We start from the raw sequence: 15,585 nt of genomic DNA on the forward strand, positions 1-15,585 counted from the left end.
GCATGCAAGGCATCGCGGCAGCCAGGTGACAGACACCGCACTCAACGGCAGGCGATCGCTGCGACGAACGTACACAGACACAACCGCGTGGTAGCGCGCGGTTGGCAACGTTGCGCTGACGTCACGGCGTGTTGCTGCACTTGCGCGGCTTGGGGAGAGGCGCATCGCCATGCGGCAGCGATGTGGTTGGCCGCTACGGCTGACGCCGGCCGATGGCAGCCTTGCGTTCAACGCACGGCCTACCACCCAATTGCATTACGCCGGCGATGTGGAGCGGCTAACGACGCATAGCGAGCAATCGTCAGGCGATATGCACGGTGCGCTCAAAACCAGCGTGTGCGAGTGGCACATGCCGCAACGAGGACCCGCCGTGCCCGCCTGACGGCGAGCGCGGTCGTTTGTTCGCCGCGCTTATCCTGCTGGCGCATCGTGCTCCCCTGTCGGCGAGCACGATGCACGGCTTGACGCCGATGCAGCACTCTCGGCCTCAGGCCATCGCCGCCTGCGCAATCCGTGTCACCGGCGCTGCCGCGTTCAACAGCCCCCAGGCTTCCAGTTGATCGACCGCGTTGCGCACGCCGTCTTCGTCGCGAATGCGCTGGCCCAGCGCGCGTGCCGCCGCGCGCATGGTCGGCGTGCTGGCCTGGCGCAGGGCTTCGGCCAGCGTCTCCGGCTGCAAGCCGACACGCGCCAGCGCTGGCGGCGCTACGCCACGTCCGGCCATGCAATACGCCCAGAACGGTTGGTCGTAGCCGAACGGCAACACCACCGACGGAATCCCCGCCGTCAGCGCCGCGCCGGTGGTGCCGGCGCCGCCGTGATGCACGGCCGCCGTCACGCGAGGAAACAACCAATCGTGCGGCGCCTGTTCCAGATGGAAGAAGCGCTCGGCGTCATCCGCAGCCGCTGTATCGGTCGCCGCCAGCCCGCCCCAGCCACTGGCCAGCAATGCACGTTGACCGGTCAGGCGCACGGCGGCCTTGACCGTGGCGGTGAGCTGCATCGCATCGCTGCTGGGCATGCTACCGAAGCCGATATACAGCGGCGGCGGCCCGGCCTGCAGAAACGCCTGCAACTCAGCCGGCGGTTGCCACTGCGGCTGCGGCAGTTGCCAGAATCCGCAGATCTGCGCGCGTTGCGGCCAGTCCGGCGGACGTGGGCACAGCTGCGCGCTGTAGCCGTAGATCACACGTATCGCGGTGCGGTCCGGACCGCGCCACGGATACGCCGGCAGCCCCAGCGCCGGACGCACGATGTCGTTGAGCGCAGGGCGCATGAATTGCCAGCCGGCAAACCGCACCGCGTGGTGCAGGGCTACATTCACCCGCCCGGGCAGACGCACATTGGGCATCATCATCAACGGCAGATGGCGCGAGGCGGTGAGCGGTTGCAGTTGCGCGAAGCACACCGGCAGCCCAAAGGCCTGGCCCAGGCTATGGGCCAGAAAACTTGCGCTGCCGACGCCCAGGATCAAGCCGGCATCGGCGCACGCCGCACTGCCCTGCGCTGCCCAATCGGGCGCCCAGCTCAGCAGCTGCGCGCGCAAGGTGCCCCAGATGCCACGCCAGCCGCCGCGCATTTCTGCGACATCTGGGTTGCCTTGCAACAATTTCTGGTGGTCGCCGCTGAGCGGGAAAAACTCCAGACCGTTGGTACGAATCAGCGCTTCGAAGTTGCTACTGGTCAGTACCCGCACCGTGTAACCGCGCTGCTGCAAACCGCGTCCCAGCGCGATGATCGGGCGCACATCGCCGTGCGTGCCCAGGGTGGCGATCACGATCGGGCGGTTGGCTGCAGCGGATGCAAGAGACTCAAGCATATTCGGTCACCCCGTCGTTGGCACTGGCGATGCGGGTATTGCGATGCGATACCTGTGCGCTGGCATCGTGCAGCAGTGCACACAGCGTTGCCGAGTGCGCGGCCGACAGCATCGAGTGGTGGTCGCTGTCCAGGGCGTGCAGGTGCAGCGTACGCACAAAGGGGCGCCATGCCTGCGGCCGGTAATCCACCCACTGCGCATCGTCCCCACCGGAACTCATCCGCACGGCTGCTTCGACAAACAGCACATCCTGATTCAATACGCGGGGACGGTGGCGTCGCGCCAGATGCAGGTGATGCTGGGTCACCGCGCCCAGGTCGTCCAGCAGCGTGGGGCGTTGCTCCAGCAATTGACGCACCGCCGGTACATCGTTCAGTCCGTAGTGATCGCACAACAGGCTGGCCAGCTGCGCCACCGTGGTCGGCATCGCTTGGTCGTGCGCCAGTGTCAGCCCCAGCGCATGCACCGATGCGCGCACATTTTCCGCTTCGGGCAAGGCAGCGGCCTGCTCCAGGTGCGGATAGCTGTCGAGCATCGCCAGCAGTTCGACCTGTTCGCCAAGATCGTGCAGCTCGGCCGCAATGGCGTGCGCGATCAAGCCGCCCAACGACCAGCCCATCAAACGGTACGGGCCATGCGGCTGCACGCTACGCAGACGCGCCAGGTAGTCGCGGGCGATCGCTTCGATGCTTTCCGAACGATGCTGCGAGTCGCTCAATCTCGGCGACTGCAACACGTACACCGGCCACTGCGGATCGAGCTGGCCAAGCAAGGTGAGATACGACCAGCCCAGGCCGATGACCGGATGGATGCAGAACAACGGCGTGGCACCCGCGCTGCCGGCACGCAGCGGCAACAGCACGCTCAGCGGGTCGTTCGTTGTCTGCGCACTGCGTTTGATCACTTCGGACAAACCGGCAATCGTCGGCGCATGGAACAGCGCGCCCAAGGGCAAGTCAACGCCGAACAGTTGCGGGAAACGTGCCGCCATTTCCGCCGCACGCAGCGAGTCGCCACCGAGCTCGAAGAAATTATCGTCCACCCCCACCACCTCGATGCCCAGCACTTCCTGCAACAGGGCTGCAAGCTGCTGCTCGAGTGCGTCGCGCGGCGCCACATGCGCAAGCTTGGGCAGCGCGCCCGGTGCAGGCAATGCGCGGCGATCCAGCTTGCCATTGGCTGTCAGCGGCAACGCCGGCAATGGCATCCACAGGCTCGGAATCATCGCCGCCGGCAAACGCTGCTGCAAATGGGCGCGCAGCAATTCGCTCGACGGCGTGTTGCCATGCTTGCCCACGACGTAGGCGAGCAGCTGCACGGTGTTGTCGCCATCGCTGTGTGCAACCACCGCCACCTGCGCCACCTGCGCATGCAGCAGCAGCGCATTTTCGATTTCCGCCGGCTCCACGCGGTGACCGCGGATCTTCAGTTGCGCATCTGCTCGACCGATGAATTCCAGCAGGCCGTCACGGCGCTGACGCACGCGGTCGCCGGTGCGGTACATGCTGCTGCCGTCATTGGCAAACGGGTCGCGCAGGAAGCGCTCGCTGGTGAGTTGGCGCTTGCCGCGATAGCCCTTGGCCACGCCCGCGCCGCCGATATAGAGCTCACCGACCGCACCGGTCGGCAAGGGTTGCCGCTGCGCATCCAGCACGTAAACGCGCGTATTGAGCAGCGGCCTGCCGATCGGCGGTGCGGTGGCATCAGCCAACTGCAGCGGCATGATGGTCGACCAGATGGTGGTTTCGGTTGGTCCGTACAACTGGGTCAGGCGCCCAACCCGGCTCAGCAATTGCGTCGCCAACTCGGGCACCAAGGCCTCACCACCGACCAGCGCATGGATGCGATCTAGCGACAGATCCTGATTGGCCAGCAGGATGCGCCACAGCGACGGCGTGGCCTGCACCAGACTGATCTGCTCGTGGGCAATCAGGCGCGACAGACCGCGCGGGTCGTGACTGATGCCGGCCGGTGCGATGACCACGCGCGCCCCCACCAGCAACGGCAGATACAGCTCAAGCCCGGAGATATCGAAGGTGATGGTGGTGACGGCCAGCACGCGGTCGCGCGGACGCAACGCCAGCTCGTGTTCCATCGCATGCAGGAAATTGAACAGGTTGCGATGGCTGATCTCCACGCCCTTGGGCGTGCCGGTGGAGCCGGAGGTGTACAGCACATACGCCGTCCCATCCGGGGTCGCCATCGGGGCGATCGCCGCTGGCAAATGCGCCGGGCGCGGGTCCAGCCACACCATGCCGCCGAGCAGATAGCGCTCGCACAATGCCGGCTCGCAGACCAGCGCAATGGCGCCGGAATCGTTGAGCATCTGCCGATTGCGCGCCGCCGGGCTTTCCGGATCCAGCGGCAGATAGGCCGCACCGCTCCACATGATGGCCAGCAGGGCCACCAGCAGATGCTCGCTGCGCGGCAATGCGACCGCAACCACATCGCCGGGGCGCACCCCATCGGCCACCCACTGCGCAGCGATCCGCGAGGCGAGCTCGCACAGCGTGGCGTAATCCAGCGTGCGGTTGTCGTACTGCACGACAACCGCCGCAGGCATCATCTCGGCACGCTGCAACATGCCGTGCAACAACGTGGCAGCTTCCGGCAACGGCGCGGCGGTGTGATTCCAGGTGTGCAGCAAACGGTGGCGCTCTTCATCGCCCAGCACGTCCACCTCGCCCAGCGCGCATTCCGGGTTTGCCAGCACGGCATCGGCCAGATGGGTCAGACGGCGGCAGTGTTCGGCCAGCTCGTCGCTGTCGTACAACGCCGGATTTGCGTCCAGATCGAAGCGCAGGGCCGCGCCGTCGCCACGCTCGTAGCAGAAGATGGTTAGATCGTCGGCCGGGCCGTTGCATAGGTTATGCGGTATCGCATACGCCTCGCCAAATCGCAGGGCGTAATCGAAGGCTTCGATATTGACGGCAAGGCGTGCGAACTTCTGGTCGATGCCGAACATGCCAATGTCGCGACGTACATCCTCGAAGCGATATTGCTGATGCCGCAAGGCATGCCTGACCACCGACGCGACCTGCGCAAACAACGCATGGATCGGCTGCTGTGGGTCCATCTTCAGGCGCAGCGAAATCACATTGGCCACCAGCCCGGGGGTCTGCCGGTAGCGCGCATTGATGCGGCCGGTCACCGGCATCGCCAGCACCAGATCTTCGGCACCGGTGCAGCGATAGTAATAGGCGGCGATCAGCGAGATCAGCATCTGCGGCAAGCTGGCGCCGTAGTGCTTACCCATCGCGCGCAGACGCACCACCTGCTGCGGCGAAAACTGCCCGGTGCCGCGCAACAGCCCGGTAGACAGATGATTGCCGGGGCGTGCCAGGGTTGCCGGCGGCGGCAGATCGGCCAGCTGCTGCATCCAGTACTCGCGATCGCGCTGGAAGCGGTCGGAGGCGCGGTACTGCTGCTCCATCTCCACCAGCGACAACGCGCTGCCGTACTGCGCAGGTTCCGGCTCCAGCTCTGCGGCGTACGCGTTATATAGCACCGACATGCGCTGCATCATGATCGATGCGCAATAGCCGTCCATCACCAGATGGCTGACGCACTGCACCCACATATGATGATCTTCGCCGAGCCGGAACACCGCGCAATGCCACAACGGCCCATGCTCCAGGTCTTCCGGTTGACGGATTTGTTCGTCCACCCAGTGCTCGGCGGCATTGCGCGGCGCGGGATCTTCGCTGACGTTGAAGTAAGGAACCGGCGCGGTGTACTCGGGCAGGATCACCTGCTGCGGCACGCCATCGTGCTCCACGATGCACAGCCGCAGCGTGTCGAACTCGCGCGCCAGCTGCAGGGTGGCGCGGATCAATAGCGCAGGGTCCAGCGGACCAAACATTTCCAGTGCTTCCGACAGCATCAAGGTGTTGTCGGTATGCAACTTGCTGGCCACCCACAGGCCGCGTTGCGCTCTGGTCAAGGGAAACAGTGGGGCGACATCGGCGTGCATTGCAAGCATCCTTTTGTGTGGCGCGCGGTCGCCCGGCGGACCCTGGCCGCGTTGCGGTCACAGTGACGCCGGATCAGCACCTAAGTAATAAAACGCAAGATAGAAAGCACCATCGACTGTCGGCAGATGCCGGCAATACACGGTGGAAACGCACAATGGGCACGCACAACGAGGCGACAGGCACAATCGAAACTTCGACGTGCAGATATCTGATTAGAGCAACTTGTATCCCGACAAGTTAAACGAACACTAACAATTCGTTCGCGGGCAGAACCGTGCAAAAATCACGAATTGCATGTGATGTGCAAAAATTTTTAACCGAAGTGTGATTTCAACTAGTGTTCTGCATGCATAGCGGCAGGCAAATGCGATGCGACAACGATCCGCATTGGAAGAAAACACCGCGAATACAGCACCCAATGCGCAAACGCTCTGCGCCCGGCAGCAAACAGACGCTGCGCTTATCGCGTTACTCGCAGCGAGCACCGCGCATAAGACCAGTGCGCGCACCAGCGTTGATACGTCTGCATTTCGTGCAAATCACTGCGTAAAACAGCGGGTATTTGGCAACACGCGCTAGCTGCAACGGCGGCGCATGACGTGCAGATCATTTGAGCGCAACGAAGGAGGGGATGCGGCGTTCGCGCCACCTCTAAGGATCGCAACGCATAAGACCAGTGCACATGCCAGCGTTGATGCGCCTGCGTATTGTGCAAATCACTGCATGAAACACGGTGCTTTCTGCAGCAACGCTGCAGGTGGGCGCACGATCACGCAAGCGTCGTCTGCTTGTCATCGGCATGCAGCGTCGCTGCGTTTTGCTGATGTGGCGCTGCGCAGATCGCAACCCATGGTGCGGCTGAGCTTGCCTGGTATGGGCTTACGCCTAGCTGCCATCAAGACAGCCAGTGACGGCTGCCTGGCTGCCAGCTATGCGGTCAGGATCGAGTGCGACGCGGCGGACGCCGGTCGCAGTAGTGCGCTGTTGGGTAGTGCCGCCGCCACGTGCTCTGCGCGGGCTTCCACGCCTGCAGCGCACGACGCGGATTGTTTGAAAACAGGATCGGCGCGCTGCGGTACAGGCCCGCAGCGCGCGCTATGCATCAGCCCAACGGTTCGTCGGACAGATAGGTATAGCCGGTCAGGCCCGCCTCCAGGGCGTCGTGCAGTTCCTGTGCGCGCGCGGGCGGCAGTTGCGCTGCAGCGATGCGTTCGGCATAGGTCGCGCGCAGCGTCTCCAGCTGATACCCCACGTAATCCAGCATCACATCGGTGGTATCGCCGCGACGCTGCTGCACGATGCGATAGCCATCGCCGTCCACGGCCACTTCCACCGCATCGGTATCACCGAATAGGTTATGGATATCACCCAGGATTTCCTGGTAAGCACCGACCAGAAAAAACCCAATGCGGTAGCTCTCGCCCGGATTCAACGCATGCAACGGCATCGAGCTGTCCAGACTTTCGTTCTCGACATAGGTCTTGACCATGCCGTCGGAGTCGCAGGTCATGTCGGCGATAATGCCGCGCCGCTGCGGCGCTTCGTTCAAGCGTTCGATCGGCACGATCGGAAACACCTGATCGATCGCCCACACGTCCGGGATCGATTCGAACACGCTGAAGTTGACGAAATACTTGTCTACCAGCCGCTCGTTGAGCTCATCCAGCACCGGGCGGTGGCTCTTTTCATCGAAACTCAGCCGCGCCCGCACGCCATGCGCGATGGCGTAGAACAGGTCGTCGATACGTGCGCGGTGGGTCAGGTCGATCTGGCCCAGTGCGTAGGCGCTCAAGCCTTCGGCATGGAAGTGCTGGGCTTCCTGGAACAGTTCCACCGCCGGGCGCACATCGAGCTCGTCATGAATCTCGCGCAGGTGGCGAATCGCCGCCGGCTCGTCGTCGTGCGCATCCGGCACGCGGCCTTCCTGGGCCTGCTCCACTTCGGACACGTTGGCGATCAGCACCGCATGGTGCGCGGTCATTGCGCGGCCGCATTCGGTGACGATGCGCGGCGGGGTCAGGCCGTGTTCTTCGCAAGCGCTGGCCAGCGGCTGCACGATATTGCTGGCGTACGAATGCAGGCCGTAATTGATCGAACAATAGCTGCGCGAGCGGGTGCCTTCGTAGTCGATGCCCAAACCGCCGCCGACATCCACATGGCTGATCTTGGCGCCCAGCCGCGACAGTTCCACGAAATAGCGCGTGGCCTCGCGCATGCCGTTGGCGATGTCGCGCACGTTGGAAATCTGCGAGCCCATATGGAAGTGCAGCAACTGCAGGCTGTCGGCGTACTCGGTGTCGCGCAGCGTCTTCCACAAGTCCAGCACCTGACGCGGCGACAACCCGAACTTGGCCTTGTCGCCACCGCTGTTCTGCCACTTGCCCGCGCCCAGCGACGCCAGCCGCATGCGCACGCCAAGGCCCGGCTTGACGTCCAGCGCGCGCGCTTCTTCCAGCACCAGCTTCAGCTCGGAGGGCTTTTCGATGACGATGAAGGTCTGCAGGCCGAGCTTGCGCCCGATTAGCGCCAGGCGGATGTATTCGCGGTCCTTGTAGCCGTTGCAGACGATCAGCCCGCCCGGACGCGACAGCGCCAGCACCGCCATCAGCTCCGGCTTGCTGCCCGCTTCCAGCCCGAAGCCGTCGCCGTGATGGCTGGCCAGGGTACCGGCCACGCCGCGGTGCTGGTTGACCTTGATCGGGTACACAGCCGTGTAGCCGCCGGCGTAGTCCCACTCCGCTTGCGCCTGCGCAAAGGCCGCCTGCAGCTTGCCCAGGCGCTGGCCCAGGATGTCGGGGAAGCGCACCAGCAGCGGCAGCTTGGCACCAGCCGCGCGCGCGGCGTCCACCACCTCGGGCAGCGACACCGATGGGCCGTCGACGGTAGGCGTGACCACGATGTGTCCGGCGGCGTTCACATCGAAATACCCATCGGCCCAGTGCGGGATCGAGTAGGTCTTGCGGGCTTGGTCGAGGGACCAATCGCTCATTTCGTTGTCTCGGCAGGGGCAAAAGGGCGTGAATTGTAACGCCTGACATGCAGACGGTCCGTTACAATCCGCGCCGACTTCACGCCCCTCTCCTGCTGGAGCGGGGTGATCTGCGGGGTCGGCCGCCGCGCAGTTTGGCTGCACGCGGCTGCGCCCTCCCCTCATCCGGCGCTTTGCGCCACCTTCTCCCGGTGGGAGCAGGGACAGCCCCTTCTTTTAGGACTTTGCATGAGCGCCAACGACAACTGGTACATCGAACACTTCCAGCCGACCGGCTCGGCGATTGGTTTTCGCATCAGCGGCAAGCTGGACGAGGTGCAGTCCCCGTTCCAGAAGATCGAGATCTACCAGACCACCGATTGGGGCAAGCTGATGCTCATCGACGGCGCGGTGATGCTCACCACCCGCGACAATTTTTTCTATCACGAGATGATCAGCCACCCGGCGTTGTTCACCCACGCCGCGCCCAAGCGCGTGGTGATCATCGGCGGCGGCGACTGCGGCACGCTGCGCGAGGTGCTCAAGCACTCGGGCGTGGAAAGCGCCACCCAGTGCGATATCGATGAGCAGGTCACACGCATGTCGGAGAAGTATTTCCCCGAGTTGTGCGACTCCAACCACGACGCACGCGCCGAGCTGTTGTTCGACGACGGCGTGGCCTACATGGCCAATTGCCCGGCCGGCAGCGTGGACATCGTGATCGTCGATTCCACCGACCCGGTGGGCCCGGCCGAAGGCCTGTTCAACAAGGCTTTCTACGACAGCTGCTTCAAGGCGCTGAAGGACGACGGCATTCTGGTGCAGCAGTCCGAATCGCCGCTGGCGCTGCTGGACCTGATCAACGAAATGCGCACCGAAATGGGCAAGGCCGGCTTCCAGTCGTTCAAGACCCTGCCGTTCCCGCAGCCGTGCTACCCCACCGGCTGGTGGAGCGTGACCATGGCCAGCAAGCAGCCCAAGGCCGACTTCGCCTTCCGCCAGGCCGATGCGCAGGCCAAGGGCTTCGACACGCTGTATTACACCGCCCACCTGCATACCGGCGTGCTGGTTTCACCGCCGTTCGTGGCCAAGGCGCTGGGCGAGTAAGGCAGTCCGACCACCACGAGCGCCGCACTGCGCTCGCGGTGGTGGTTGATCACACGATCCGCAGCCATTACTTCGATGACGGCGCTGCCACACCTGGTTGCGCTGGTGGGAGGATCGTTGCGATGAGGCAACCGTTGCAACGACGGTTGAGCGCACTGCATTGCGACAGCGCAGCTGGGCGACGAAGCGCAGATGCCAACACTGCTGTGCTCACCGCCATGCAGCCGCGTTCGCCGCGCACAATCGGTCTCTGCCGCGCGTCCAGGCCAATTCCGAGTGCGCCGTCCGTCTCCACATCACGCCGGCTACTTATCAGCCGCTTCAAGGCCTACACAGGCGGCCTCGCGTGTCCGCTCAAGCATGCGCGCAGAGCACGCAGCTCATAGCCGCGCCAATACCTCAGCCTTCTTGGCATCGAATTCCTGCTGGGTGACCAGCCCGGCATCCAGCAATTGCTTCAACTTGCCCAGCACCTGCACCGGGTCGTCCATCGCCGGCGGTTGCGCTGCCGGGGACGCTTGCATGTGCGCTGGCGGCGCATGCACCACCACGCCACCGGCCGCCACGCGCAGTTTTTCGATTTCCAGCTGCTGACGTTTTTCGTAGGCCACCTCTTCCACCTGCTGGGCGTAGGCGTAGATGCGTCGCGCCTGCCGCTTGGGCAGGCTGTCGATCGCCGCAATACGGCCTTGCACGGTGCGGCAGGTGATGGTGGCGCCCAGCATCTGCTCGCTCAGTTGCACATCCTGGACATCGCGCCACGGGAAATCCTGGAACGTCATGCCGAACAGGGTTGGCCGCACCACGATGAATCGACGGTTGGTCAGCACCACCGCATCGGGCGACAGATTCATCACCATTTTTTTCTGGATCCCGAGATAGGCGACCTGCTCGTCTGCGGTCAGCAGCTCGATCACCTTGGGCAGGATCTTGCCGGCGGCTACCGGGTTCTGTTCGTCTGTCAACAACTGCGCCACTGCGTTCATCTGCTCTCACCACCGGCTGATCACCGCGTTGCGCACGACACTACAGCAGGCTGCATGGACGCCTCTGCAACACAGGCTGGTCAGCTGAGGCACGCGTGCTACGTGTGTCCAGATATCGCTGTCAGGATGCGTCGCCGGAACGCAAAAGAGCGGACGTTGCCGTCCGCCCTTTTGCGAGCATCCACTTCACTCAGAAGCGGACTTCGGCGCCGACGCTTAGTACTTCCGCGCGGTTGATCGTGATGTCTTCGTAGTCGTCGTAATACTCATCTGCGTAAAGGTAATTCGTATAGAGCGCGCTCAAGCTGAAGTGCTTGCCGATGTCTACTCCGAGGCCGGCGCCGGCATACGCGCCGTAGACGCGCTCGGTATAGTCCTCGCCCTTAGCTTCGCCTCCCCAATACCCAAGCCGCACGACGGCAAACACCGGGCTATCGCCGAAGTTGAAGCGCGCCGTTCCACCGACGCTGCCGAAATCCACCGTAGGAATGACGACAAACCCATCCGCATCCTTGGAGCCATCCACCTTTCCGGTTGCCGCCTCAATACCGATCAACGTGACCGGTCCTGCGCGCCAGCGATAACCGACGTTGAAGCCCACCATGTCCTGCTTGGTGCCTTCGAACACTTCAGCTTTGCCGCCTTGTGCGCCCAGGAACATGCCGCTCTTCAGACGTGGATCCTCTTCGCGCGGCATTGGCGGCACATAGGCCGGTGCAGGCGGCGCATCCACCGCAGGCGTCTGCGTGGTGACGGTGGCAAATCCGCCAGTCTCCTCGGCCACATTTGCGCTTCCGCTTCCACCGACGGCCGTCGGCGCGCCGCCGTTGCCGGCGTGCGAGGGCCGCGACAGCGGCGCGGCCAGTGCAGAGTTGCCCTGCGTGCCTGCCTGCGGTTGCGTTTGCTGTTTCCGGTAGCTGTCCCAGCCGCGCGACAACGATTGCGCCGAGGCCTGTGCCGTGACGCCAAGCGCCGTGCAGGCCAACAGCAGTGTTGCAGTCTTTTTCATCGCATTCCCCATGAGTGGTCCTCCCTCGTTCCCGCATCCGTGCGCACGCAGGCGGACCCGACGGCGTCTGGAAGTGGCGCAGTTGCCGTCATCTTTCCGGGAGCGTCCCCGCATCACTGCACTGCCCAAGGCACCGGCCGTGGCACATCGGCGTGGATGTGCGCGACGCGCGCGTGATGCAGCCCCCTGACCGCAGCGCGCACAGTGTCTGGAGTCTCATTGCCTGTCAAGAAGCGCTGAGACGCGCATCGACAGACGGTCCGTTGGAGTGCGGCTTTGACGTGTTCCAAACCGAGGCCGACAACCCCGCCAACCGATCGCCACCTCCCGTCCCGGTCTCGCGCAGATGGCGACGCGGCGGTCGTGTCGCGTGTGCCGGCAGCTGTGGCGTGGCGCTTCCGCAGTGCGCGGCAGCCCAGTGATTTTGGAAGGACCTGAGGGCTCCAAACGACTGAATTGCAAGGCCGTTCCATGTTCGGAACATTTCATTTGTTAAACAAATGTAATTTCAATACTCGCAAGTTCTAAATTTGCGTGGTCCCGATCCCTTGTGATCCCCTTGGACCTGCGTCACGCGTGACACCTCCGCGCCGCCAGGGTCCGGAGAACTGTCATGCATTACCAACCGCTGGATGTGTCCAGCCTGCAGGTCGTCACTCCCGTGTTGCTCAAACAGGGCACACGTCTGCTCGAGCCCAACGTCTACCGCACCCATCTGGACGGGCAACTGGCCGTCGTCAAGGACTACGGCCGTTATCGCCGCACGCTGCTGGCACCCATCGCCCGACTGATGGTGCGCCATGAAGCACGCATGCTGCGCCGCCTGCACGGCTGGCGGCATGCCCCGGCCCTGCTTGGTACGTTGGGCGGCCTGGCGCTGGGGATGGAGTTCATTCCCGGCGACACGCTCAGCGCCAGTGCGGTGGTGGGCCAGGAGGTCTTCCAGCAATTGCAGCAGGCGCTGCGTCGCCTGCATGCATTCGGTATCACCCACAACGATCTGCACGGCACCAACGTGGTGGTCAGTGCCGGGGTGCCGGTGTTGATCGATTTCACCTCGGCGTGGCGGTTCCCGCGCTGGCTGCGGCGCGGCACGGTGGCGCGGCAGCTGCAACGCAGCGACGTGGCCAATTTCCAGAAGATGCGCCAGCGCCTGGCCGGGATCGCGCCCACCGCCGACGAGGCCGCACGCAGCGCCGAGCCGGGCTGGGTGCGTGGCCTGCGCGGCGGCTGGACGCGGCTGTATCGCCGCCTCAAACGCGACACGTAAACACCTAAGAGCGGCTCACAAAATCTAGCGAGCAGTCGTCAGGCAAGTGCGGAGGGCGCGGAGCAACCGGTGTGTACGAGTGGCATTTGCCGCACCGCGCGCGCGCCACGTCCGCCTGGCGGTGAGCACCGTCGTTTTGTTGGCTGCTCTTAATCGCCCGCAGCGCCGTCAGTGCTCTACCGCTGCCGATCCGGCTGGCACCTTGTAGGCGATCAGCGTCGGTGCGTCTGCCACGAAGCGGTCGAGCACACCATCGGCGATCTTGACCGGCCCACCGAAGCGCGTGGCGCCGGGAATCGAGGGGACGGCCGCGGCCTTGGCGGCCACTGCGGCAGCATCGGCAAACAACGCCGGCGCCGCGGTATCGCCGCGATTGGCCGCATCCAGGCCGGCGGCGGTCTGCTGCAGCGCGCGGCCCCAGCTTTCCATCGCGTCGAGCCAGGGGCGCGATTGTTCGGCAAAGCCCTTGTCGGCCACGCCGTCGCGAATAATCTGCGGCGCGGCGGCGATGTCGTCGGCGGTGCGCGCCAGCGTTGCAATGGCCTGACTGCGCGCCGTGGCATCGCCCAACGCGATCGCCTCGCGCACCTGGTCGAGCACGGCCTTCAGACGCGGCGCCTGCTCCTGCCACGGCTGGCTGCCGAAGGTGGGCGCCAGATGCTGGGTGTCGAAGAAGGTCAGCAATGCTGCCGTCACGCGCGCATCGCCACCGGCCAGATCCCGCGCTGCCGCATGCCAGGTGCGCTGCGCGTCGTAGCCTTTGTCGTTCCAGGCGAACGCAGTCAGCCCCATCACTGCGACGCGGCTGGGCACTTCCTGGTTCATCGGGTTGGAGACGATGCCGGACAACTCCGCCGACAGCCCGGCCTCGCGGCGCGCATATGGCGCCATCAGCAAGCGCCCGGCGGAGGTTTCGAAATCGTTGACCGGGTAGTTATCCCACAGCAGTGTCTTGCGCCCGAATGCCTTGGTCGCCGCGCGCGCATCGGGGATGGAAATGGCCGGCGGCACCACGTCGGTGCCGGTCCACTGCACCACGATCTTTGGGTCCAGATGCTTGCGCAGCGCCTCCTTGTACGGGCTTTCCTTGGCGTCGAAATACTCGGTGGGCACCATGATCAGTTCCGACGCAGCATCGTGGCGGGCGACCAGATCGGCCTGCACCAGATTGAGCAGATGCGACTGCGCGATGCCCGCCGCCTGCGCACCGGACTCGCCGAAGGTGGTCTTGTCGCGCTCGCAGTTCCACTTGGTGTATTCGATATCGTCCAACGCCACATAGAAACTGCGCACGCCCAGCGCGCGGAACGCATCGAACTTGCGCAGCAACGCCTTGGCGTCGGCCGGATCGGAAAAACACACACTTGGCCCGGGCGAAATCGCATAGACGAAATCGACATGGTTGCGCTTGGCGGTGGCCGCCAACGTGCCCAGCGCCTTCAAGGTCGCTTTGGGGTACGGATCGCGCCAACGGTCGCGCGCGTACGGGTCGTCCTTGGGGCTGTAGATGTAGGTGTTGGCCTTGGTGCGCGCCAGAAAATCAATGTGCTTGCTGCGGTCGGCCATCGACCACGGCGCACCGTAAAAGCCTTCGATCGTGCCGCGGATCGGCATGGCCGGGTAATCCTGGATGACCAGCGCCGGGATGGCCGGCCGCTCGAGCAACTGACGCAGGGTCTGCACGGCATGGAACAGGCCATCGCTGTCGTGTCCGGCCAGCGTGATCAGGCTGCCGCCGCCCAGCGCAACGCTGGCCAGCGTATAGCCTTCGGTATGGGTGTCCTGCGTGGCCTTGCTGCGCGTCAGTGCATCGCGCACCACCGCCGCCTCGCCGGTGCCAATGACGATATGCGGGCGATCGAGCGTGGTCGGCAGGCGCGAGGCGGTGGCGATCTTGCTGACGCCGGCCGACCCGAGCAGGCGACGCACCAACGCGACCGAGGCCGGGTCCGCGCCCGGCGCGACGACCAGCACCACCGACCGGCCCAAGCTGATCGTCTGCCCATCCAGCACGATCGATACCGGGGTCGGAAACAGCGCCGGCTGAGTGACCGGCGCGGCCAGTGCAGGCGCGGCTAGTCCCACTGCTACCAAGACCGAGAGCAGGCGCAAGCCCGACTTCCTGTTGCGTCGCTTCATGTCCGAACTCCGGTATTGGAATGGTATTACGGCCTAGAGTAGGCAAGTCGTTGCGTGGCGACAAGCGTGGCTTGGTCTTGGAGGGTCGAGCCTGGGTTTGGCCGCGTTTGCTACCAGCGAATGCGCCGTCCGGACCGAAAGGAACTAGGCGCGCCGGCCATAGACTGCGGTATTGAAATGGTATGAAACGCGGGGCGATTGGCTTCGTCAGGACCACGCTTGCGGTAGCAGCGAGCCCACCTGAAGCGGCGGCGAGACGGGCTGCATCGCCAAATTGGGCATGGGCGTACTCGCCGCTCCACCAGCGCGCGGA

Annotated in this window: 8 protein-coding genes and 2 other RNA genes; 2 read left to right on the forward strand and 8 right to left on the reverse strand. The window is 64.5% G+C overall.

The features are described from left to right. Positions 1-275: 275 nt before the first annotated feature. From ACZZ0O_RS03395 to speA, 4 genes are all read right to left on the reverse strand, one after another. Positions 276-351: non-coding RNA, sX9 sRNA (locus ACZZ0O_RS03395), on the reverse strand. A gap of 136 nt (positions 352-487) precedes the next feature. Next, positions 488-1,819 carry a glycosyltransferase gene (locus tag ACZZ0O_RS03400; protein ID WP_463592227.1) on the reverse strand — a complete coding sequence of 444 codons (1,332 nt, stop codon included), beginning with the start codon at positions 1,817-1,819 and terminating at the stop codon, positions 488-490. After that, the gene (locus tag ACZZ0O_RS03405) at positions 1,812-5,792 is read right to left on the reverse strand and encodes an amino acid adenylation domain-containing protein (RefSeq protein ID WP_463592228.1); all 3,981 of its coding nucleotides are present in this window, start codon (positions 5,790-5,792) and stop codon (positions 1,812-1,814) included. The genes ACZZ0O_RS03400 and ACZZ0O_RS03405 overlap by 8 nt, the downstream gene beginning before the upstream one ends. 1,103 nt (positions 5,793-6,895) lie before the next feature. Next, on the reverse strand, positions 6,896-8,782 hold the full coding sequence (gene speA, locus ACZZ0O_RS03410) for an arginine decarboxylase (protein ID WP_055847359.1): 1,887 nt from the start codon (positions 8,780-8,782) through the stop codon (positions 6,896-6,898). A 228-nt stretch (positions 8,783-9,010) separates the two neighbouring features. Between speA and speE the strand changes: the two genes are divergently transcribed. Continuing rightward, entirely contained in the window at positions 9,011-9,868 is an 858-nt protein-coding gene (gene speE / locus ACZZ0O_RS03415) for a polyamine aminopropyltransferase (protein ID WP_463592229.1), read from the forward strand. Positions 9,869-10,248: 380 nt separating this feature from the next. Here the strand turns inward: speE and ACZZ0O_RS03420 are convergent, their stop codons facing one another. Together ACZZ0O_RS03420 and ACZZ0O_RS03425 are read right to left on the reverse strand one after the other, a co-directional pair. Continuing rightward, positions 10,249-10,854, reverse strand: a complete 606-nt coding sequence (locus ACZZ0O_RS03420) for a PH domain-containing protein (protein ID WP_463592230.1) — start codon at positions 10,852-10,854, stop codon at positions 10,249-10,251. A gap of 190 nt (positions 10,855-11,044) precedes the next feature. After that, entirely contained in the window at positions 11,045-11,863 is an 819-nt protein-coding gene (locus tag ACZZ0O_RS03425) for an outer membrane beta-barrel protein (protein ID WP_463592231.1), read from the reverse strand. A gap of 613 nt (positions 11,864-12,476) precedes the next feature. Between ACZZ0O_RS03425 and ACZZ0O_RS03430 the strand changes: the two genes are divergently transcribed. Then, complete coding sequence (locus ACZZ0O_RS03430; RefSeq protein ID WP_463592232.1) at positions 12,477-13,133, forward strand: RIO1 family regulatory kinase/ATPase domain-containing protein; 657 nt, start codon at positions 12,477-12,479, stop codon at positions 13,131-13,133. Positions 13,134-13,145: 12 nt separating this feature from the next. On the opposite strand, the gene ACZZ0O_RS03435 is transcribed toward ACZZ0O_RS03430, so the two are convergent. After that, positions 13,146-13,219, reverse strand: a non-coding RNA gene (locus tag ACZZ0O_RS03435) — sX9 sRNA. Between the two features lie 82 nt (positions 13,220-13,301). Then, a complete protein-coding gene (locus tag ACZZ0O_RS03440) occupies positions 13,302-15,272 on the reverse strand; it encodes a beta-N-acetylhexosaminidase family protein (protein ID WP_463592233.1) in 1,971 nt (656 codons plus the stop codon). Positions 15,273-15,585 lie beyond the last annotated feature (313 nt).

The organism is Xanthomonas sp. AC360, assembly GCF_979258225.1.